The sequence below is a fragment of the Cohnella panacarvi Gsoil 349 genome (genome assembly GCF_000515335.1).
In the GTDB taxonomy this organism is placed as follows: domain Bacteria; phylum Bacillota; class Bacilli; order Paenibacillales; family Paenibacillaceae; genus Cohnella; species Cohnella panacarvi.
In genome coordinates, this window is the sequence record NZ_KI911563.1 from 1,403,176 (window position 1) to 1,423,681 (window position 20,506).

Consider the following 20,506-nt stretch of genomic DNA (forward strand, 5'->3'; position numbering starts at 1 on the left):
TATCTCATGCGTGTTGCTGCGTACATTCGCGTATCGACTGATGAACAAGCCGACAAAGGAAATTCATTACCTGAGCAAAAAGAACGTTTAGAGGCGTACTGTAAGGCTATGGGGTGGAACCATCCGACTTTTTTTCCTGATGAAGGACAGAGCGCGAAAGACATGCGACGCCCATACGTCCAAAAGTTAATCGATCGTGTGAAGCAAAAAGAGTTCGATATCGTGCTTACATCGAAACTCGATCGTATGTCCCGGAACCTACTTGACATGCTCCAATTCGTTAAATTACTTGATGAATATGATTGCCACTACGTTTCGGCTACAGAGAGTTTTGATACTTCAACAGCTGTTGGCCGAATGGTCCTCCAACTCCTTGCGACATTTGCAGAGTTTGAGCGAGAACGTAACAGTGAACGAGTAAAAGATAATATGCTCTCGCTTGCACGGAACACCAACAAAGCCCTGACTAGACCATGTTTCGGTCTAGACATCTACAACGGGATGTACGAAATCAACGATAATGAATCCCAATTTGTATTACTAATGGCGGATCTTGCTGAAGCTGGAGACGGATATCGAATGATAGCAAAGAAATTAAACGAACGTGGATCTTGTACTAAAGCAGGTAAACCTTGGGATCAGACGAACATAAAACGTGTTTTACGGAACCCAGTTATAGCCGGAAATACGATATACAATATGCGCGAGAATAAGAACGGTAAAACCGTAATTCGAGATAAGGAACAATGGATTGTTAAAGAGAACACTCACCCAGCCATCATTCCGCCAGAGCGGCAACAGAGGATATTAGCAATACTGGATAGCCGAATCCCGGCAAATAAACATGCAGATAGTGAGACCTATCTGCTCACCGGGCTCGTAAAGTGCGGACACTGTGGACGTAATATGCGTGGTAATACAGCGAGATATAAGCGACCAAACAACAAGAATTACGATTATTTCAGATATATTTGTTCCGGGTATGCTATTGGTTACGAATGTAAGCACCACGCAGTCCATCGAGAAGATTTGGAGAGTTTAATTATTAGTGAGGTCAATAAATTGATTGAATCTAAGTCCGATACACTTGACTTGCAGATTACTGCACCACGATCAAACGCTAGCGAAATTGATGAAATCAAATCTCAACTCGCAAAGGTTGACAAACGAATTCAGAAACAGATTGAGGCCTATGAAAACGAGTTAATTTCCGCGCAGGATCTAAAGGCCGCAAGTGAGCGTACAGAAAAAGACCGAAATGAGCTGTTACGCAGGTTAGAACAAGGGGATCGACGGAAAGTAAGCGCAGAGGAGCTGCAGAAGTCCGTGAGAGCTTTATACGTCGACATATCAGGGGCCGATCGAGTCAGAGCAAAAAATGCGCTTCGCCAAATTATCAATCGGATCGAACTATTGAACGGAGAGATTGTGAATGTTGTTTGGCAAACACATGTTTAGTCTCGCGATACAAAAGGCGATCCGATCTCCGATCTGTACGAGGACATCGCGGCCGAGGAGAAAGCCCGCGCGACTTATCAATGGCTAATCGACTATACCGACGACGTCGATATTCAAGACAGCTTGAAATTCCTCCGCGAGCGCGAGATCGTGCATTCGCTGCGCTTCAAAGAAGCAGTCGAAATCCTCAAGGCGGACCGGGAGCAGAAGAAGGTATTCTAAGGCCGAGCCTGGTAAAATAATCGCCTGCGTTCATGCAGTAATTATCAGCCGGTTAGACTGATGGTCCTGTGATACATGCAATACTGCAGTTATTCGAACGATTACCTTCCAATCGGAACTTTTCCCCACAGAATAGCTGCACTTACGCAGGTCATTACCCGCAGCCTTACGAATCGAATGAATCTCATGTATTATTACACCAATTCAGCCGCCGTCCGCAAAAAATCAAGACCGTGTACCTTGGTACACGGTCTTGATCGCCTATACTTTTTCCTGCGACGCCGATTGGCACGACTCGCAAATCCCGTACACCTCGAACCGGTGGTTCAAGATCTTATAGTCGCCGGGAAGCTGCAGTTGCTGCTCCATCGGACAGTACTCGAACGTCAGCGTCTTCTCGCAATTGACGCAAATCAGATGGTGATGATGGTGATCGATGCAGCTCCCTTTGAACTTAAGCCCGCCGTCCATGAAGTAGAACTGCTCGAGCACACCCATCTCGCTCAGCATTCTGAGATTGCGGTACACCGTCTCGAAGCTCACGCTCGGGTATATTCGGCTCATCTCGTCATAGACGTCCTTCGGAGACAAGTACCCTTCATTGCCGGCGAATATGTTCGCAAGCGTCTTGCGCTGATCGGTAATTCGCCAGCCGCTTCTCGACATCGCCGCCAGCATGTCTTGTTCCAAGTTAGGATTCGACATTCGCTAAGCCCACCTTTATTCCGACTATTGCACGATTACTGGAACTTGATTTTAAACTCGAACAACCCCGCCTTGCGCATCGCCGAAATGACGATGACGATGATCGGACCGAGGAACACGCCGACGATCCCGACGAGCTCGTACCCGACGTACAAGCTGATCAAAGCGGACAACGAACCGATGCCGACCGCGTCCCCGAGAATTTTCGGTTCGATGATGCGACGGACGACGGTAATGACGAGGAACAGGATGATGAGCCCGATCCCCGTGAATATATCTCCGGTTACAAGCTGATAGACGGCCCACGGAATGAGTACCGAGCCGGTACCGAGCACCGGAAGAATATCGACCACGACGATAAGCAGCGCGATCGCGAGCGGGTAACTCGTACCGATTATCAGCAGCCCGATGAACGATAGAATATAGGTTACGACGCTTAGCAGCAATTGGGCGCGAAGAAATCCGAATACCGATTTGCGCAAGCTCCCCAGCACTTCTTCGACTTGAACTTTAGACTTGTCGTCGAACAAGCTAAGGAACGAAGCCTTCATCATCGGCAAGCTAAGCGCGAACAAATAGACGGCCACGAGATACACGATGAAGAAAATGAAGAAGTCCGGTATGCCGCTGGCGAAGTTGCCCAGTATACCGGCGACGTTAGTCGCCAGAGAGGTTAACATATTCGTCAGGTTGCCCAACCAGTTCTCCAACTGGTCCGCGCCGCCGGAACCGTTCGTATAATTCTGAAGATCTTCGAGCCGATCGCTCAAATACGTCTGGGCGTTCTCCAGAATACCCGGCGTCTTCTGGAGGAAGTCGGCGAACTCGTTGACGAGCTTAATGCCGATGAGCGCCATCATCCCGAGCAGTCCGACCGTGAAGATCGTGCTGGATATCGTCGAAGCCGCCAGCCGGTTCATCTTCGTCTTGTTCATGAACACCGTCGTCAGCGGCTCTAGGAATATAGCCGTTACGATCGCCAGCAGGAATGGCGCTCCTACCGTGAATAGCAAATACAGAAAAACTAACGAAGCGCCTAATAAAATAACGGTTCTGATCGGCATCGACGTTCCCCTCTCTCCCCGGCTCTCCCGGTTGCCGGTTATTCCTTCGGTATCGCGGCTTGTCCCGCCGCTTCCTTAACGAGCGGCTGCTCGCGGTAAATATGTATCCTGACGACGCGAAGCCGTTCGGTCTGCGCGATCTCGAACGTATAGCCCTGGTCGTTCACCTTCTGCCCTTTGGCGATGTTGCCTTCCAGATGGTTGAACATCCAGCCGCCGATCGAATCGACCTCTTCGTCTTCGATGGAGAGGCCTAGCAGATCGTTCACGTCTTCTATGAGCATACGCCCGTCTACAGAGGTTAATTCCCCTTTCACCACGACGCTCGGGAGTTCGTCGTCGAATTCGTCGTGAATTTCGCCTACGATTTCTTCCATGATCGTCTCCGCGGTCAACATACCCGCCGTGCCCCCATACTCGTCGATGACGACCGCAAGCTGGGACTTTCTCTTCTGCATCAACTTCAGCACTTTACTGATTTCCATCGTCTCCGGCACGCTAAGAATCGGACGCATCAGCTTCTTCATATCATGCTCTTGGTCCGGCGCGGCCATCAGCAGATCGGTGATATGGACGAAGCCGATAATTTGATCTTTGTCTTCCACGCCTACCGGGTAACGCGTATGCTTAGTCGCGTGGACGAGCTTCAGATTATCCGCGAAGCTCTGGTTCGTGAACAGGCAATCCATATCCGTGCGGGGAAGCATGACTTCTCGCGCCACGCGGTCCGCGAACTCGAATACGTTATCGAACAGCGTCATCTCGTCTTTGTCGATGATGCCCGTCTTCGCGCTCTGATTCATGAGAATGCGGATTTCTTCCTCGGTATGTACCTCGTGCTCGGTGGCCGGGTCTACGCCGAAAAGACGGAGCAAACGGTTGGCGGCGCCGTTCAGAAACCAGATGAACGGCATAAACAAACGGTAGAACATCAGCAACGGCCACGAAAGCCATAAGGATACGCCTACCGACCGCTGAATGGCAAGCGACTTAGGCGCAAGCTCTCCAAGCACGATGTGCAGGAACGTAATAATACAGAACGCGACCGCGAATGCGATCGGGTGAATAATATCCGGATCGGTCACGCCGAACTCGCGCAGGAGCGGTTCGATGATTAAGTCGGCGAGGGCAGGTTCGCCTACCCAGCCAAGTCCCAGCGATGCGAGCGTAATGCCGAGCTGCGTCGCCGACAAATAAGCGTCCAGCTTCCGGTTCACCTTAAGCGCGTATTTCGCGCGAACGTTGCCTTCGTTGCTGAGCTGCGTCAGCCTGGATTGCCGCACCTTCACAAGCGCGAATTCCGACGCCACGAAAAATCCGTTCAATAGAACTAAGAAAAGAACAAGAAGCATATTCCATATGATCGATCCCCATTGAAACTGTTCCAACTTAGTACCAACTCCTCGTTCGCTTACCGTCCGATCAGGAACGGATGATGGTTAAGGTATGGCTCTTCTGCTTAAGAAGTCGGCACCTTTGTAATACATTTCGCCCACGAGCAAATTCGGACCGCAGCAGCCCGCTTCGGGACAATGGCAGTTAATCGCCCGTTGCATCGGATGGTTCTGCCAACGCTCGAAGAGGTCGTCAAGCCGTTCGTCCTTCACGTTGCCGAATGACGGAATCGCCGCGAAGTCCGTGACGTAGACGTCACCGCTGAACATGTTCACGTTCACCCGGTTGCGGCCGTCCGGATCGTTCCGCACGGTAACGTTAGGTTCTGCCATTATACGCCTGACTAAACCGCGCTCTTCCTCGCTGTCGCTGCAAGCGAAGAACGGGAGCGTGCCGAACAGCATCCATACGTTGCGATCGCGGCGATCAAGCAGCGTTTCAACGGCCGACCGCATCTGTTCCTTGCTTATAACGGGCAAGCCGGACGCGAACGAGCTCGGGTACATCGGATGCACTTCGTGCCGCTTGCACCCCATCTCGACGATCAATCGGTGAATATCCGCAATATGGTTATACGTGCGATAGTTGATCATGGATTCAGCGGAGACGAATAATCCGCCTGCCGCGAGCTTGCTCGCGTTGTCGACCATGCGCTCGTACAGCTTCCGGGTCGTCTCATGCTTAACGTGGCGGCCGGACTTGGCGAAGCCGATCTGGTGAAAATGCTCGGCCTCCGTATAATTGAAAGAAATATGCATGACGTCCAGATAAGGCGCTATCAATTCGTAACGTTCGAAATCGAGCGTTACGTTGGAATTGAGCTGCGACCTGATGCCGCGACTTCTCGCGTATTTCAATAACGGCAGCATCACCTCCGTTATCGTCTCCGTCCGGAAGGTCGGCTCTCCGCCCGTTAAGCTGATCGTCTCCAAATGCTCGACCTCGTCGAGCCTGCGGAATAGGGTATCCAATGGAAGATGCGGCGCTTCGGTCATCGTCAAGCTGTCGCCTACCGCGCAATGCTCGCATCTCATGTTGCATAAATGGGTTACCGTAAATTCGACGCTCGTAAGCTTATGACGCCCATATCGGCTCAGCGAACGAATCGGATCCCAAGGATCGTAGGCGGGCGAAAGCGGCGTCCAACCCGCCGGCGGCGCGAATCGTTCCGCGGCGGAAGGAAGGGTGAAACCGGACATGTCGAATAGCTCCTGTCTACTGTGTATATATGAATATTGTACTGGTCGGATGGCTCCTAATGCAAACCGGCTTCTCCTTGGGCCGCTTGGGCTGCAAGGGGAAGCCGGTTTGAGGGGGTCAAGCCGGAAGCGAATTGTTGTCCAATCCGCCCAGCTCGACCGAATCGATCAGAATGTTCAGCTGCTTGGACAAATCCATCTCGTACGGAACGGACAAGTCTTCGCCGACTTCGTCCGTAATGACTCTAACGATCGGTCTGTGAGCGACAGCGGAATTAATGTCGACGACGACGGCGCTTTGGCCCGTGTTCAACTTCACCGTAACCCCGATCGGGTAGATGGCTACCTTGTCGCGGAAAAGCTTCAGCATCTCCGTATCGTACAGCGATTCGCTTCCGGTATAGAGTACTTCCACCGCCTCGTGCGGAAGCATAGCCTTCTTGTAGATCCGATGGCTCGTCATTGCGTCGTAAGAATCCACGATGCCGATCAGCTTGGCGTACTCGTGGATCTCGTCGCCTTTCAGGCCGCGCGGATAACCGCTGCCGTTCAGACGTTCATGGTGCTGATAGGCGCAGTGCGCGGCGATCAGCGGGATATTAGGTTCGTCCCTGAGCAAGTCGAACCCGCGCTCGGCGTGGCGCTTCATCTCCTCGTACTCGGACTTGGTCAGGGCGCCCGGCTTGAGCAGAACTTGCATCGAGATTTGCGTCTTCCCGATGTCGTGCAGCATCGAACCGATTCCCAGCGTCATGAGCTGATCCTGGTCATAGCCGTTAGCGATGCCGAGCAACGCCGTATACACGCATACGTTAAGCGAATGCGTGTACAAGTAATGATCGACCGTATGCATGTTCATCAGCATGATCATGGCGTCTTTGTTGCTTCCGAGCTCATCCAGAATCATATGCATCGACTGCCTGATCGACCGTCCTACGTAAGGGTAAGTTACCGATTTGCGCCTGGCCGGCTGGTCGACGTACTCGCGGAAAGCCATTCGGATCGCTTGCATCGATTGCCTTTGGGTCTCCTCGGACAGCATATCCGGAATGACGATTCCCTCCGTACGCGCATCTTCGATGTACAAGAAATGAATCGGGCTATTGCTCAACCTGCGAATCATGGCCGGCGTCAGTTCGACGCCTTCCGCCAACAACACGATGCCATCGTCAGAATATATTCGTTTGGCCAGCTTCATGCCCGGCCTGCATAACGAAATCGGCACCATGCGCATTCGTAACTTTCCCCCCTTTGCCTCGATGTTGTCTAATGTGAATGTAAGATATTTACGCAGACAAGACAAGGGTTTACGACAAAAATATGCGACAAGATTCGTCAAACTTCGAATTAATTCATAATAAACCAATAGAATAGCGCGGCAAGAGCGAAACGATACCAAGCGAAATAACGCAATTTGATTTTCTGCAGCATCCGCAGGAACGCGACGACGACAAGCCATGCTACGACGAAAGAGACGATAAATCCGGTGGCCAGGAAGCCGACGTCGATCGCGCCGGAGCGGAATTGGTCGATGTTCGAGATCAGCTCGTACCCCGTCGCCACCGTCATGATCGGAATCGCCACGAAGAACGAGAAATCGGCGGAAGCGCGATAGCTAAGTCCCGTCAACATGCCAGCCGCCATCGTGGAGCCCGAGCGCGAGAAGCCCGGCCATAAAGCGGACACGCATTGAATCAAGCCGATAATGAGCGCTTGCTTGTATGTAATCTGATCCATCGTCTCGGACGTTCTTCTGATTCTGCCGGATTCGTACAACGCTTCCGAAATCCACATATAGATGCCGCCGACGACCAGCGCCCACAATACGAGGGACGTATTATTGAAAGCATCGTCTTTAATATAATCGCGGAACAGGAACGCAGCTCCGAGCGGAGGGACGATCGCCAGCGCGACGTGAATCATGTTCAGGCGGCGTTCGGGAAACGCGTCCACGGACAATCCCCGGACCGCTTCCTTGCGTCCGATTCCGAATACTTGCAGGATCTTGTTTCGGTACACGAGCGAGATCGCTAAGATCGCCGCGAACTGAATGATGATTTCGAACGATTTCAGTTCCTCGGGCGTCGTCTCGTAGCCAAGCAGCTTGTTCGTGAGCAACATATGTCCCGTCGAGGATACGGGCAGAAATTCGGTCAAACCTTCGACAATCCCTAAAATCACCGAGTCGAACCAATGCAGCATGCTATCGTGTCACTCCTTGTGCATCAATAGGGTACGTATAAGTCATTTGCTCTAAAGCAGTCGTTGCCTATAGCTTCTTCTCGGCCGAAAGCAATCGCGGATCATCGATTCGTCGTTCAACGCGGCCGCGAGCGTATGCCGAATATAGTTCGGCAACAAATAGCGAACGTCGGCGCCCTCCTTCAAACCCACGTAACCGACTCCGAAAGTGAACATGTCGAGCGTCCCCACGTCGTATTGGCGGTCCGCTTGAAGCGGTTCGCCGCCTATCCGGGCTTCGACAATCCGATTGTACGCCGGCTTCGTCTCGTCGATCAGCAGCTCGAGACCGTCCGTACACAGCGTTCCGAGCACTTTGCCCCGGAAACCGAAGCCGCGGAATTCGAGCTCGTAATATTCCGGAAGCAAGCTTTCCTCGAGCGCATAGATGAGCTGCCGGCCGCTCAGCTTGATCGCGCAAGGGTTGATGGGAGAAGGGCAAAGCTCATGAAGCGTCAGCTCCGTCACCTCGCCCGCGGGCAAGCCGGCAAGCAACTGGCCCGCGTTGACGAGACCGATCTCTGCGCCGGTCACGCGCCTTACCGAGCTCGCCAGCAGCGTTGCCAGCGGAGATTCCTCGTACGGTTGCAACGGCAGCGGATCGGTCAAGTTCGCGACCGGGCGGCTCAACGTTGCGTTGGCTTCGGCACGGTAATCGGCGATCAATCGATCGACGCCCGCGTCGCGCCTCATCTCGTCCGTCGGCAAGCATTCGCCCGCGATTCGTACCCGGTTCCCGCCCTCCGCAAGCGTTAGCTCCAGCCTTCCGACGTGTTGTCCGAACTTGCCTGCCGCGCTAATCGTCGTGTTGCCGATCGTCAGCGGGGAAGCAAGCAGATGATGCGTATGGCCTCCGAGAATCAGATCGATCCCTTCTACTTGCGCGGCTAGCTGCTCGTCGTACTTGAGGCCGAGGTGGGAGAGCACGATCACGACGTCCACGTTCGGCCTTATCCTGCTCACGTACGTCCGGGCGACCGATATCGGCTCAAGCGCTTCCCATCCGAGGAGACGGTAGTACACTTCGAATGCGGCGGTCAAGCCGATGACGCCGATTCGCATTCCCGACTTGACGGTCGTCCAGGAGGGCAACATCCACGAAGGCGGCTCTCCGCTGTTCTCCCGAATCATATTCGCGCAGACGACGGGGACCGTGCAGTCCGCGAACAAGGAATCGAGCTCTTCGATCGTGTATGATAAGCCCTCGTTGTTGCCGATCAGTACCGCGTCATAGCCGAATCGCTCCAGCAGCGCGACGTTCGCGGCTCCGCCCGAGCCTTCGGTCTCGACGCTGACCCGGTCCAGGAAGTCGCCGCAATCGAGTAGCAGCACGTTGTCTTCGCCTACGCTCCGCCTAACCTCCTCCACGTACGATGCAATGCGGGAAGCGGCGTCGAAGTGGCTATGGATATCGTTCGTATGAATTAATGTCAACGTGACGTCTCGACCGTTCATCGAATCCTCCTAGTGATATGCCGATGTCCGCAGCCGGCGTCTTACGATCTCTCGATCCGCCGCTCTTCTAACCGCCGATTTGCGACATCCGCCGTTCCGTCGGCACGTGGGTAAGTTTCTCTCCGGCCAATAAGGCGGCCATCTCGTGGTTCTCCGGCTTGATATCCATCGCCCTGAGGAACAGACGCTCCATCGCCTCCTCGGAACCCAGAGCCTGCTTGACGTTCAGCTCATCGACCCAGTACAGGCACGGTTTAAGGTTGCCGTCTGCCGTAAGCCGAAGCCGATTGCAGTTCTTGCAGAATTGATCGCTGATCGGATGGATGAGCCCGAACGTTCCGACGCCGCCTTCGATACGATAATCGTCCGACGGACCGCTTCCTTGGGGCCCTTCGACCGAGTGAACGGCGTAGCCTAGACGCCGCGCCTCTTCCAGAACCTTCGACAACGGCAAATAGTGGTTGCGCCAGCCGGCATCTTCATGGCCGATCGGCATGTATTCGATGAAGCGAACGTGCAGCGGCTGATCCGTCGACAGCTTCAGGAAAGTCTCGATTTCGTCCTCGTTAACGCCTTTCAGGAGGACGCAATTCAGCTTGATCGGCGTCAATCCCGCTTCGGCTGCCGCTTGGACGCCTTCGAGCACCCTGTTCAGATCGCCTCTGCGGGCGATAAATTTAAAGCGAGCGGCATCCAGCGTATCTAAGCTGATATTGACGCGCTTCAGTCCCGCTTCCTTCAGCTTGCGCGCTTGGGGCGCGAGCAGGATCCCGTTCGTCGTCAGAGATATATCCTCGATTCCGGGCAGAGCGGACAGTCCGGCGACGAGTTCGTCTAAGTTCGGCCTGACGAGCGGTTCTCCGCCCGTGATCCGGAACTTGCGAATACCGAATTTCGCGGCGGCCGCGGCGACTTCCAGAATTTGCGCGTAGCTGAGCAGCTTATCTTGCTCCATGAAAACCATGCCTTCCTCAGGCATGCAATATAGACAACGCAGATTGCAGCGATCCGTTACGGAAATACGCAAATACGTATGCGTTCTGCCGAACCGATCGACGAGCGCGGGCATCTTCTCCACTCTCTCTTCCCTCCTCGGATAAAACAGAATCTTCGTCGGGCTCGAACTGACTCACCCTCGAACAAGCGATTGCGATATGCCTATAGCATAACATTTTCACGATCGATATGGTATGCTTGGATGAGGCAATGTTTACCGTTCAGGGAAGGAAGTAGAACATAACGATGACACATGCTTGGACGATCGCCCTATTCGCGGGGATCGCCGATCGGATCGGATCGCGAGCCCTCGAGCTAAGTTGGGAAGAAGCGACGCTGACCGTCGCTCAGATCAAACAACGGCTGCAAGCTCAATATCCCGAGCATGCGGATCTCGTCGCCTTGTGCTTCATGGCGCGCAACCGCGCGTTCGTAAGCGACGAGACGCAAGTCGGCGCCGCGGATGAGCTGGCGCTGCTGCCTCCCGTATCCGGGGGAATCGACGAACAACCTCACGGTGGTCGCGGAATCGCTAATCGATTCGTCATTACGGACCAGCCGATAGACGTGAACGAGGTAGCTTCCCGGGTCTATCATCCGGATCACGGCGCGACGATCGCCTTCGTAGGCACGACGCGGGAATGGACGAAGGGCAAAAGAACGGTGACGCTCGAATACGAGGCTTATATCCCGATGGCCGAGTCCGCCATGGAGCAGATCGGCGCGGAGATCGGGGAGCGATGGCCGGGAACGGCGACGGCGATCGCTCATCGGTTAGGTACGGTCGGCATCAACGAGATCAGCGTCGTCATTGCCGTATCCTCTCCGCACCGCGCGGAAGCCTATGACGCCAGCAGGTACGCCATCGAGCGTCTCAAGATGACCGTACCGATATGGAAAAAAGAAATCTACGAGGACGGCACCGAGTGGAAAGGCCATCAGCTTGGTCCGTGGAATCCGCTTGCCTCGTACGAAGGGCAGAGGTGAACGAGCCTATGCAGCCTTTGCTTCCGCCGGAGCAACGATACGCCAGGCAAATCCGTTATTCGGCGATCGGCCGGGACGGACAACGCCGTCTGGGAGAAGCTCGCGTCGCGATCGTGGGCGTCGGCGCGCTAGGATGCGTCGCCGCGAACCACCTTGCGCGCGCCGGAGTCGGCCAGCTCACGTTAATCGACCGCGACGTCGTGGACCTCAGCAACTTGCAGCGCCAAATGCTCTATGACGAGAGCGACGCGCTGGCTGGAAAGCCGAAAGCCGCCGCCGCGGCAGAGCGATTAGCCTTGATCAACCGCGATATCGCCGTCGATGCGCGCATCGCCCATTTGGGCGCGGATAACGCGGAATCGCTGCTGCGGGAAGCCGATCTGATCATCGACGGCAGCGATAACTTTTCCGTGCGCTATCTCATGAATGAAATCAGCGTAAAGCATGGAATCCCTTGGATATATGGCGGCGCCGTCGGAAGCTCCGGCATGACGATGACCGTCTTGCCGAACGAGACGCCGTGCTTAAGCTGCCTGTTTCCCGAACCGCCCGGAGGAGGCGCTCTCGATACGTGCGAGACGGCCGGCGTCCTAGCCCCAATCATCGATACGATCTCTTCGCTGCAGGCGATGGAAGCCATCAAGCTGCTCAGCGGCAACCATCAAGCGCTTCACGGTTCGTTGCTGCAAATCGATCTTTGGCATTCGCAATGGCAATCGTTATCGATTCGCGACGCCAGAAGGCCGAATTGCCCCGTCTGCGGCGAGCGAAAGTTCGATAGCTTGGAAGGAAACCGGGACGAGGCGATCGCCGTATCCTTGTGCGGCAGAAATACGATTCAAATCCAGCCTACCAGGCAACTAGCCGTTCCTTTGGAGAAACTGGCCGAAACCTGGCGAACGCTCGGCGAAGTCGAACTAAACCCCTACTTGATCAAGTTAAGCCGCGACAATAGGCCTGCGTTCGTCCTATTCACGGACGGCCGGGCGCTGATCATGGGGACCGACGACGAGACGCTCGCAAGAAGAACCTATACGGAGTTGCTCGGAGAATGAACCGAGACTCCTCTCCTATTGCAAGAAAGCGCTTTACTTGGTAGCATAGTGACGAAAGGACTATTTATATAGACCGGCGAAACCCATTCGAACAACTTGTCGAGGTGTGACATGAGGGTACATATCACAGACGTACGATCCGGAGACAGACTGACGGAAGATATCTTCAACTCTTTTGGCTTGCACGTACTCTCGAAGGGGACAATGCTCAACGAGAAAGAGCTATCCCGCCTCTATCAGCACCAGATCGATTTCCTGGAGATAGAACCTAGATCGGGACTTTCGTCGGAGCCGGAGAATACCGCGTATAACCCTTTGCTGCGTCCGCTATACTACGATGCGGTCGCGGGAGCGGAGCAATTGTTCGAACGAGCGCTCTCCGACGGTAAGATTTACGAGGAAGACGTCAAAGAAAGCTTTCAACCCTTGGTCGAGAACTTCAAGGCGGAACGCGACGTCGTGTCGCTCCTGCTTATGCTCAATAGCCAAGACGATTACACCTACCAGCATTCCGTGCAGGTCGGAATGCTTAGCTATTATATCGCCCGATGGATCGGCTGGAACGAGGAAGACACCGTGCGCGCGGGCAAAGCCGGCTTTCTTCACGATATCGGCAAATGCAAAGTGGCCGATGGAATCCTGAACAAACCGGACAAGCTGACGGAAGTCGAATTCGAGGAAGTGAAAAACCACCCGAGATACGGATACGACATTCTTAAAGGCTCTCTCGAGGATTCGGGAATTCACCTAGCCGCGCTTCAACACCACGAACGGATGGACGGGTCGGGCTACCCGCTCGGATTGACGAAGGATAACATCCATCCTCTCGCGAGAATCGTCGCGGTGGCGGACGTGTACAGCGCGATGATCTCTTCGCGCGCGTACAGAGAGAAGCGGGACTTGCTTATCGTCTTGAGAGAAATGCACGAATTAAGCTTCAACAAACTAGATCCGGATATTACGCATACGTTCATCCGCCATATGGTACCGAACTTCATCGGCAAGAAAGTCGAGCTGACGAACGGCGAATCCGGAACGATCGTCATGACGAATCCGTCCGATTATTTCAGACCGCTTATCCAACTGGAAGATTCCGATTCGTTCATCGATTTGTCCGCACAAAGAAAGTATGATATCAAACATATTTTTATGTAACGTAAGGGCAGCGCCGATCTCGGCCGCTGCCCTTTGACTTAGAAATTCCGTTTGGCGTACAGGAACGTCTTTTTCCAGTACGGTTTATTGATATTCGTCAGTTGAACGCCGTTCTTCGGCTTCGGGCTGGCGTGGATCATCTTGCCGTTGCCATAGTAGATGGCCACATGGCCGACCGTCTTATTCGTCTTGAACCTTCCTGGAACGTAGAAGAACAGCAAGTCGCCTTTCTTCAGCTTATTCCGGGCGACGGTCTTGCCTCGCTTCGCCTGTGTCCGCGCAAGACGGGGCATCTTGTGACCGAAATTGCCATATACTTTCTGCACGAACGTCGAGCAATCGAATCTCTTGTTGCGCGCGCTGTACGGCGCCGCGCCGAAATCGTATTTAACGCCCATGTAGTTGTCCGCGTAATTCACCAGCTTGTTCCGGTCCGAATTGCTCCTGACCGCTAACGCTCTCAATCGACCATCCGTGCTGTTAATGGACATCGGGGATTCCGATCCCGTATCCCATTCGGACGGATCGTCTTGGAAGTCAGGCTCGTTCGCTGCCGATTCCGTATCCTCCATCGTAGGGTTCGGAACGAATGCCACCCGATCGGCTTCCACGTTGAACCCTGCCTCATCTCCGAACAACTGCTGCAATCCGGCTACCGGAACATACAGCCTGTTGCCCTCGCTTACGGTCGGCGCCGGCAAACGGACGCGCCGATCTTCTACATCGACCTGGCTCTCCCCCGATCTGAACATCATAGCCGGATCGGTATCGCCGACGCCGAAGCTGCCGTCGGGCAGCCATTTCCCGCGCAACCCCGCGACGTTCGCCAACTCGTCAAGCGCGACGTACGGCGTATTCTGGATCGTCTTGATCGGAACGCTGCTGCGGCCATCCGTCAATAATGCCGGGGACTCCTCGTTCGTCCTGATTTTTACCGTGCTCGAATAAGACCTCGTATTGCTCGTACCGCCTGCATTGTTCGTATTCCCCGTAATGTCTGTATTGCCAATATTGCCCGTATCTCCCGCGTTGCCCGCATTGCTTGTACCGCCAGAGTTGGCGGCGCAACCCGACAGCAGCATGACCCCTAACGCGACTGTCAGCAGCTTCCTTGTGTCCATACGGTGTTCGTCGCCTCCCTAAAGTTGTTGCCCCATTAGGATGACGCCCGGGCATACGGAATATTCCGAAGCCGTATCAACAAATAAACCCGGTCTCTCCCTTGGGAGAGACCGGGTTGTACGTTCCAACGGACGATCAGCCGATCGATCCTTCCATCTCGAGCTTGATCAGACGGTTCATCTCGACCGCGTACTCCATCGGCAGTTCTTTCGTGAACGGTTCGATGAAGCCCATGACGATCATCTGCGTCGCTTCCGCTTCGGTCATTCCGCGGCTCATCAGGTAGAAGAGCTGATCTTCGGACACCTTGGAGACAGTCGCTTCATGCTCCAGAACGATGTTGTCGTTCATGATCTCGTTATACGGAATCGTATCGCTCGTCGACTGGTTGTCGAGGATAAGCGTATCGCACTTGATGTTCGCTTTCGCGCCTTCGGCTTGACGGCCGAACGAAGCGATACCGCGGTACGTTACTTTGCCGCCGTGCTTGGAGATCGACTTCGATACGATCGTCGACGTCGTGTCCGGTGCAAGGTGGAGCATCTTCGCGCCCGCGTCTTGGTGTTGGCCTTTGCCCGCAACCGCGATCGAGAGGACCATGCCTTTCGCGCCGCGGCCCTTCAAGACCACCGCCGGATATTTCATCGTCAGCTTCGAGCCGATGTTGCCGTCGACCCATTCCATCGTCGCGTTCTCTTCGGCAACCGCACGCTTCGTAACGAGGTTATAAATGTTCGGAGCCCAGTTCTGGATCGTCGTGTAACGGACGCGGGCGTCCTTCTTAACGATGATCTCAACGACCGCGCTATGCAGCGAGTTCGTGCTGTAGATCGGAGCCGTACAGCCCTCGACGTAGTGAACGAAGCTGCCTTCGTCGGCGATGATGAGCGTGCGCTCGAATTGGCCCATGTTCTCGGAGTTGATACGGAAATACGCTTGCAGCGGAATTTCGCACTTCACGCCTTTAGGAACGTAGATGAAGCTTCCGCCGGACCATACGGCACTGTTCAATGCGGCGAACTTGTTGTCCGCCGAAGGAACGACCGTGCCGAAATATTCTTTGAAAATTTCCGGATGCTCGCGAAGTGCCGTATCGGTATCCGTGAAGATAACGCCTTGCTTCTCGAGATCCTCTTGCATGCTGTGGTAGACGACCTCGGACTCGTACTGAGCCGATACGCCCGCCAAGAACTTCTGCTCCGCTTCCGGAATACCCAGCTTATCGAACGTAGCTTTGATTTCCTCCGGTACTTCTTCCCAAGTCTTGCCTTGTTTCTCGGAAGGCTTGACGTAGTACTGGATGTCGTCGAAATCAAGCTCATCCAGATTGCCGCCCCAACGCGGCATTTGCATCTTGCGGAATTGCTCCAGCGATTTCAGACGGAACTTCAGCATCCATTCCGGTTCGCCTTTCATCTCGGAGATCGTGCGCACGATTTCCTCGGTCAAGCCTTTACCGGATTGGAAAATCGCTTTGTGCTCGTCGCGGAAACCGTATTTATACTCTTCGAATTCCAAATTTTTAGCCAATGCGGTCAGCTCCCTTCACATTTTATTGTTCGATTCCTTCGTGCTTGCCATGCCCGTGCTCCACGCCTTTGCGCAGCGCGTTCCAGGCGAGCGTCGCGCATTTGATTCTGGCCGGAAATTTATTCACGCCGGATAGAGCTTCGATATCCTCGTACTCGTCGAATTCCACGCTCTCGCCTTTCATCAGGGACGAGAATTTGTCCGCCAGCTTGAGCGCCTCATCCGCGGTCTTCCCCTTCACCGCATCGGTCATCATCGAAGCCGACGACATGCTGATCGAGCAGCCCTCGCCCGTGAACTTCGCGTTGTTTACGATGCCGTTCTCGATCTCCAGCTGCAGCGAGATGCGGTCGCCGCAGGTCGGATTGTTCAAGTTCACCGTAACCGAGCCTGCTTCGAGCTCGCCGCGGTTACGCGGGGACTTGTAGTGGTCCATGATGACGCGGCGGTACAGATCGTCTAGTTGGCTCATAGGAAAAACTCCTTCGTGCGGACGAGCGATTGCGCAAGCCGGTCGATGTCCTCTTCCGAATTGTATAAATAAATACTGGCCCGCGCCGTGGCGCTCACTTGCAGCCATCGCATAAGCGGCTGGCAGCAATGGTGGCCGGCCCGAACGGCGATGCCTTCGGTGTCGAGCACCGTCGCCACGTCGTGCGGATGCACGTCCCCGAGGTTGAACGTCACGAGTCCCGCGCGTTCCTGCCGCGGTCCGTAGATCGTAATTCCGTCGATCGCGGACAGGCTGTCCATCGCATATCGGGTCAGCTTCTTCTCGTGCCGGTCTATGTTGTCTAGCCCGACTTCCTGCAGGAAGTCGATCGCGGCGCCCAAGCCTACGGCTCCGGCAATGATCGGCGTTCCGCCTTCGAACTTCCACGGCAGCTCTTTCCACGTCGAGTCGTAAAGCTCCACGAAATCGATCATTTCGCCGCCGAACTCGACAGGCTCCATACGCTCGAGCAGTTGCGCTTTGCCGTATAGAACTCCGATTCCGGTCGGCGCGCACATCTTATGGCCGGAGAACGCATAGAAATCAACGTCGAGCGCTTGCACGTCGACCTTCAGGTGCGGCGTGCTCTGCGCGCCGTCGACGACGATAATCGCGCCGTTCTTGTGCGCGATCTTCGCGACCTCGGCGATCGGATTGATCGTACCGAGCACGTTGGAGATATACGTCATGGATACGATCTTCGTGTTCGCGGTGATCGTGCTCTCGACGTCTGCCAAGCTGATCGTGCCGTCCGGTTGCAACGGAATGTATTTCAACGTCGCTCCCGTCGCCTTGGCGGCTTGCTGCCAAGGGATCAGGTTGCTGTGGTGCTCCATCGGCGTGATGACGATTTCGTCGCCCTCGCGAAGCGTTTGGCGGGCATAGCCCGATGCAACGATGTTGAGCGCGGCCGTCGTACCTCTGGTGAAGATGATTTGGCGGGAAGCCGGCGCGTTAATGAAACGCGCGACTTTCTCCCTTGCGCCCTCGTAAGCGTCCGTCGCCCGCGACCCTAACGTGTGGACGCCGCGGTGGACGTTGGCGTTATCCCACTCATAATAGCGTTTGACCGCTTCGATAACTTTGATTGGTTTCTGAGTCGTCGCCGCGTTATCCAAATAGACGAGAGGGTGTCCGTTAATATCCTGGTTCAGGATCGGAAACTCGGCCTTGAGAGCTTTGGCATCCATCGCTTATCCCAGCTTTCTTTCCAAAATGCGGTGAAGCTGCTCGCGCAACCCTTCGAGCGGAATTTCGGAAACGACCGGATCCAAGAAGCCATGAATGATCAGGCGTTCCGCTTCTTGGCGGGTAATGCCGCGAGACATCAGATAATACACTTGATCCGGATTCACTTGGCCTACGCTGGCCGCATGGCCGGCTTTAACGTCGTCTTCGTCGATCAACAGGATCGGGTTCGCGTCGCCGCGGGCTTTCGGGCTCAGCATCAGCACTTTCTCCGTCTGCTGTCCGTTCGCTTTGGTCGCGCCGTGCTCGATCTTCGTGATGCCGTTGATAATCGCCGTCGCTTCTTCTTTCATGACCGCGCGCGTGATCATGTCGCTCTCGGATGAACGTCCGTAATGCACGGCTTGCGTCGTAATGCTCATGCGCTGGCTGCCCTTGCCGATCGAGATAATCTTCGAATCGGAAGTGGAGCCGTTGCCCTTAAGAATCGACTTCGTGTCGGTAACCGTATTGCCGTTGTGCAAGTCGCCGATGATCCACTCGACGCGGGAGTCGTTGTCGAGGTGGGCGCGACGGTAAGCGATATCGACCGCGCTCTCGTCCATATGGTGAACGGATGCGTAACGCACTTGCGCGCCCGGTTTCGCGAATACTTCGACCGCGCTGTTGTGCAGCAGCGTCGCTTCGGACGCTTGCAGCGTCGTCGCGACTTGCTCGACGAACGACACGCCGCTGTGCTGGTCCGCGATGACCAGAATATGCGGCATGAACGTCGCTTCCGCGTCGTCGGCGAACAGAAGCGCTTGAATCGGCTCTTCGATCACGACGTTCTTAGGGACGTACAGGAATACCCCGCCGTTCCAAAGCGCCGCATGCAGCGCGGCAAGCTTATGCTCGTCTTTGGCGTACAACGTCATGAAGTGCTTGCGAAGCAGGTCCTCGTGCGTACGCGCGGCTTCTTCGAGACTCGACAGGACGACGCCTTGCGTCTTCAGCTCGTCGGAAAGGCGAGTGTAGACGACGGAAGAGTTATGCTGAACGATCAATGCGCCTTTGTCGGCTTGCGGCAGCAGGGATGTGATCGTCGCCGGCAAGTCGGCAACGGAAGTTACGACGTTGCCGGGACGATTCGTGCCGTATTGATCCAATGTCCAGCGTTGCAACGGCATCTTCTCGGGTTTCGGCAGTTCCAGCTTGCCAGCCAGGTCGGCTGCCGCTTCGCGCCATTCGATCAGCCATGCAGGCTCGTTTTTGCTGCGGGCGATCGCAGCGGCCGCTTCGCGGCCGAAAGAGGTGGTAGGCGTACTCATGATTGCAATAACCTCCCCTTCAATTAAGCTTGGCCGACGGTTTCGTCGACGATGCCCAGTTCTTCTTTGACCCAATCGTAGCCTTCGGCTTCGAGGCGTTGCGCAAGCTCAGGACCGCCGGATTTCACGATGCGGCCTTGCATCATGACGTGCACGAAATCAGGTTTAATGTAGTTCAGCAAACGCTGGTAGTGGGTAATGATCAGGAAGCTGCGGTCTTCCGCGCGCATCGCGTTAACGCCTTCCGCGACGATGCGAAGCGCATCGATGTCCAGACCGGAGTCGATCTCGTCGAGAATGACGAGCTTCGGCTCGAGCAGCATCATTTGCAAAATTTCGTTGCGTTTCTTCTCTCCGCCGGAGAAGCCTTCGTTCAAGTAACGGTGCATGAACTCGGGATTCATTTCCAGTTGCTTCATTTTGCTTTCCATTTGACGAACGAATTTGATGAGGGAAATCTCATTGCCTTCGCCGCGACGAGCGTTGATCGCGCTGCGCAGGAAGTCCGCGTTCGTAACGCCGGTAATTTCGCTCGGATACTGCATTGCGAGGAACATACCTGCGCGTGCCCGCTCGTCGACTGCCATCTCGAGCACGTCTTCTCCGTTCAGCTCGACTTCGCCTTCGGTGACTTCATATTTAGGATGGCCCATGAGCGCGGAAGCGAGCGTACTTTTGCCCGTACCGTTCGGACCCATGATGGCGTGAACTTCCCCGCCGTTAATTTTCAAATCGATGCCTTTAAGAATTTCTTTGTCTTCGATCGTTGCTTTCAAACCGCGAATTTCGAATTGTGTCGACATGCTTCTCAATAACCTCCAGGTTTCTGCGGATTCGCCGTAACGGGAATTCTCGTACGAGGCGACTCCTTATTTATAATTATTCTAATCTGATTCTCACTGATTCTCAATAACAATTTTATGAAAGATAT

The 20,506-nt window shown here is 54.7% G+C and carries 18 protein-coding genes and 1 pseudogene; 5 read left to right on the forward strand and 14 right to left on the reverse strand.

The features are described from left to right. Positions 1 to 6: 6 nt before the first annotated feature. Both COHPA_RS0106775 and COHPA_RS23085 read left to right on the forward strand, forming a co-directional pair. Positions 7 to 1,458 (forward strand): recombinase family protein, encoded by a 1,452-nt coding sequence (locus tag COHPA_RS0106775; RefSeq protein ID WP_027085441.1) that lies wholly within the window; start codon positions 7 to 9, stop codon positions 1,456 to 1,458. A gap of 12 nt (positions 1,459 to 1,470) precedes the next feature. Continuing rightward, positions 1,471 to 1,680: pseudogene (locus COHPA_RS23085) on the forward strand (manganese catalase family protein); the annotation flags it as partial. 261 nt (positions 1,681 to 1,941) lie between these two features. On the opposite strand, the gene COHPA_RS0106785 reads toward COHPA_RS23085, so the two are convergent. The 8 genes from COHPA_RS0106785 to moaA form a co-directional block, all read right to left on the reverse strand. Then, positions 1,942 to 2,385: a Fur family transcriptional regulator gene (locus COHPA_RS0106785; RefSeq protein ID WP_027085442.1), complete on the reverse strand. Its 444-nt coding sequence runs from the start codon at positions 2,383 to 2,385 to the stop codon at positions 1,942 to 1,944. A gap of 35 nt (positions 2,386 to 2,420) precedes the next feature. After that, a complete protein-coding gene (gene ytvI / locus COHPA_RS0106790) occupies positions 2,421 to 3,449 on the reverse strand; it encodes a sporulation integral membrane protein YtvI (RefSeq protein WP_027085443.1) in 1,029 nt (342 codons plus the stop codon). A 38-nt stretch (positions 3,450 to 3,487) separates the two neighbouring features. After that, positions 3,488 to 4,801, reverse strand: a complete 1,314-nt coding sequence (locus COHPA_RS0106795; protein ID WP_084760960.1) for a hemolysin family protein — start codon at positions 4,799 to 4,801, stop codon at positions 3,488 to 3,490. Between the two features lie 87 nt (positions 4,802 to 4,888). Next, positions 4,889 to 6,043 carry a radical SAM/CxCxxxxC motif protein YfkAB gene (gene yfkAB / locus COHPA_RS0106800; protein ID WP_027085445.1) on the reverse strand — a complete coding sequence of 385 codons (1,155 nt, stop codon included), beginning with the start codon at positions 6,041 to 6,043 and terminating at the stop codon, positions 4,889 to 4,891. Between the two features lie 118 nt (positions 6,044 to 6,161). Continuing rightward, complete coding sequence (locus tag COHPA_RS0106805) at positions 6,162 to 7,277, reverse strand: HD-GYP domain-containing protein (RefSeq protein WP_027085446.1); 1,116 nt, start codon at positions 7,275 to 7,277, stop codon at positions 6,162 to 6,164. A 113-nt stretch (positions 7,278 to 7,390) separates the two neighbouring features. Continuing rightward, positions 7,391 to 8,245, reverse strand: a complete 855-nt coding sequence (locus COHPA_RS0106810; RefSeq protein WP_027085447.1) for an undecaprenyl-diphosphate phosphatase — start codon at positions 8,243 to 8,245, stop codon at positions 7,391 to 7,393. Between the two features lie 51 nt (positions 8,246 to 8,296). Then, on the reverse strand, positions 8,297 to 9,739 hold the full coding sequence (locus COHPA_RS0106815; protein ID WP_027085448.1) for a bifunctional metallophosphatase/5'-nucleotidase: 1,443 nt from the start codon (positions 9,737 to 9,739) through the stop codon (positions 8,297 to 8,299). 67 nt (positions 9,740 to 9,806) lie between these two features. After that, positions 9,807 to 10,808 (reverse strand): GTP 3',8-cyclase MoaA, encoded by a 1,002-nt coding sequence (gene moaA / locus COHPA_RS0106820; protein ID WP_035120218.1) that lies wholly within the window; start codon positions 10,806 to 10,808, stop codon positions 9,807 to 9,809. 173 nt (positions 10,809 to 10,981) lie between these two features. Between moaA and COHPA_RS26240 the strand changes: the two genes are divergently transcribed. From COHPA_RS26240 to COHPA_RS0106835, 3 genes are all read left to right on the forward strand, one after another. Next, a complete protein-coding gene (locus COHPA_RS26240; RefSeq protein WP_027085450.1) occupies positions 10,982 to 11,722 on the forward strand; it encodes a molybdenum cofactor biosynthesis protein in 741 nt (246 codons plus the stop codon). Further along, positions 11,719 to 12,777: a ThiF family adenylyltransferase gene (locus COHPA_RS0106830; protein WP_027085451.1), complete on the forward strand. Its 1,059-nt coding sequence runs from the start codon at positions 11,719 to 11,721 to the stop codon at positions 12,775 to 12,777. Before COHPA_RS26240 ends, COHPA_RS0106830 begins: the two co-directional genes overlap by 4 nt. A 111-nt stretch (positions 12,778 to 12,888) precedes the next feature. Continuing rightward, complete coding sequence (locus COHPA_RS0106835) at positions 12,889 to 13,932, forward strand: HD-GYP domain-containing protein (RefSeq protein WP_035119388.1); 1,044 nt, start codon at positions 12,889 to 12,891, stop codon at positions 13,930 to 13,932. Positions 13,933 to 13,970: 38 nt separating this feature from the next. Here COHPA_RS0106835 and COHPA_RS23090 read toward each other — a convergent pair whose 3' ends face one another. From COHPA_RS23090 to sufC, 6 genes are all read right to left on the reverse strand, one after another. Continuing rightward, positions 13,971 to 15,053: a C40 family peptidase gene (locus COHPA_RS23090; protein WP_027085453.1), complete on the reverse strand. Its 1,083-nt coding sequence runs from the start codon at positions 15,051 to 15,053 to the stop codon at positions 13,971 to 13,973. 136 nt (positions 15,054 to 15,189) lie between these two features. After that, positions 15,190 to 16,584, reverse strand: a complete 1,395-nt coding sequence (gene sufB / locus COHPA_RS0106845) for a Fe-S cluster assembly protein SufB (protein WP_027085454.1) — start codon at positions 16,582 to 16,584, stop codon at positions 15,190 to 15,192. A gap of 22 nt (positions 16,585 to 16,606) precedes the next feature. Beyond that, complete coding sequence (gene sufU / locus COHPA_RS0106850; protein WP_027085455.1) at positions 16,607 to 17,056, reverse strand: Fe-S cluster assembly sulfur transfer protein SufU; 450 nt, start codon at positions 17,054 to 17,056, stop codon at positions 16,607 to 16,609. Beyond that, positions 17,053 to 18,267, reverse strand: coding sequence for a cysteine desulfurase (locus tag COHPA_RS0106855; RefSeq protein ID WP_027085456.1), 1,215 nt, complete (start codon positions 18,265 to 18,267; stop codon positions 17,053 to 17,055). Before COHPA_RS0106855 ends, sufU begins: the two co-directional genes overlap by 4 nt. 3 nt (positions 18,268 to 18,270) lie before the next feature. Continuing rightward, positions 18,271 to 19,575: a Fe-S cluster assembly protein SufD gene (sufD, locus tag COHPA_RS0106860; protein WP_027085457.1), complete on the reverse strand. Its 1,305-nt coding sequence runs from the start codon at positions 19,573 to 19,575 to the stop codon at positions 18,271 to 18,273. A gap of 23 nt (positions 19,576 to 19,598) precedes the next feature. Continuing rightward, positions 19,599 to 20,378 carry a Fe-S cluster assembly ATPase SufC gene (gene sufC / locus COHPA_RS0106865; protein WP_027085458.1) on the reverse strand — a complete coding sequence of 260 codons (780 nt, stop codon included), beginning with the start codon at positions 20,376 to 20,378 and terminating at the stop codon, positions 19,599 to 19,601. Positions 20,379 to 20,506: the final 128 nt, after the last annotated feature.

Coding starts and splice junctions, on each gene's coding strand:
- COHPA_RS0106775 (WP_027085441.1), top strand. CDS start 7: ATGCGTGTTGCTGCGTACATTCGCGTATCGACTGATGAACAAGCCGAC.
- COHPA_RS0106785 (WP_027085442.1), bottom strand. CDS start 2,385: ATGTCGAATCCTAACTTGGAACAAGACATGCTGGCGGCGATGTCGAGA.
- ytvI (WP_027085443.1), bottom strand. CDS start 3,449: ATGCCGATCAGAACCGTTATTTTATTAGGCGCTTCGTTAGTTTTTCTG.
- COHPA_RS0106795 (WP_084760960.1), bottom strand. CDS start 4,801: ATGCTTCTTGTTCTTTTCTTAGTTCTATTGAACGGATTTTTCGTGGCG.
- yfkAB (WP_027085445.1), bottom strand. CDS start 6,043: ATGTCCGGTTTCACCCTTCCTTCCGCCGCGGAACGATTCGCGCCGCCG.
- COHPA_RS0106805 (WP_027085446.1), bottom strand. CDS start 7,277: ATGCGCATGGTGCCGATTTCGTTATGCAGGCCGGGCATGAAGCTGGCC.
- COHPA_RS0106810 (WP_027085447.1), bottom strand. CDS start 8,245: ATGCTGCATTGGTTCGACTCGGTGATTTTAGGGATTGTCGAAGGTTTG.
- COHPA_RS0106815 (WP_027085448.1), bottom strand. CDS start 9,739: ATGAACGGTCGAGACGTCACGTTGACATTAATTCATACGAACGATATC.
- moaA (WP_035120218.1), bottom strand. CDS start 10,808: ATGCCCGCGCTCGTCGATCGGTTCGGCAGAACGCATACGTATTTGCGT.
- COHPA_RS26240 (WP_027085450.1), top strand. CDS start 10,982: ATGACACATGCTTGGACGATCGCCCTATTCGCGGGGATCGCCGATCGG.
- COHPA_RS0106835 (WP_035119388.1), top strand. CDS start 12,889: ATGAGGGTACATATCACAGACGTACGATCCGGAGACAGACTGACGGAA.
- COHPA_RS23090 (WP_027085453.1), bottom strand. CDS start 15,053: ATGGACACAAGGAAGCTGCTGACAGTCGCGTTAGGGGTCATGCTGCTG.
- sufU (WP_027085455.1), bottom strand. CDS start 17,056: ATGAGCCAACTAGACGATCTGTACCGCCGCGTCATCATGGACCACTAC.
- COHPA_RS0106855 (WP_027085456.1), bottom strand. CDS start 18,267: ATGGATGCCAAAGCTCTCAAGGCCGAGTTTCCGATCCTGAACCAGGAT.
- sufD (WP_027085457.1), bottom strand. CDS start 19,575: ATGAGTACGCCTACCACCTCTTTCGGCCGCGAAGCGGCCGCTGCGATC.
- sufC (WP_027085458.1), bottom strand. CDS start 20,378: ATGTCGACACAATTCGAAATTCGCGGTTTGAAAGCAACGATCGAAGAC.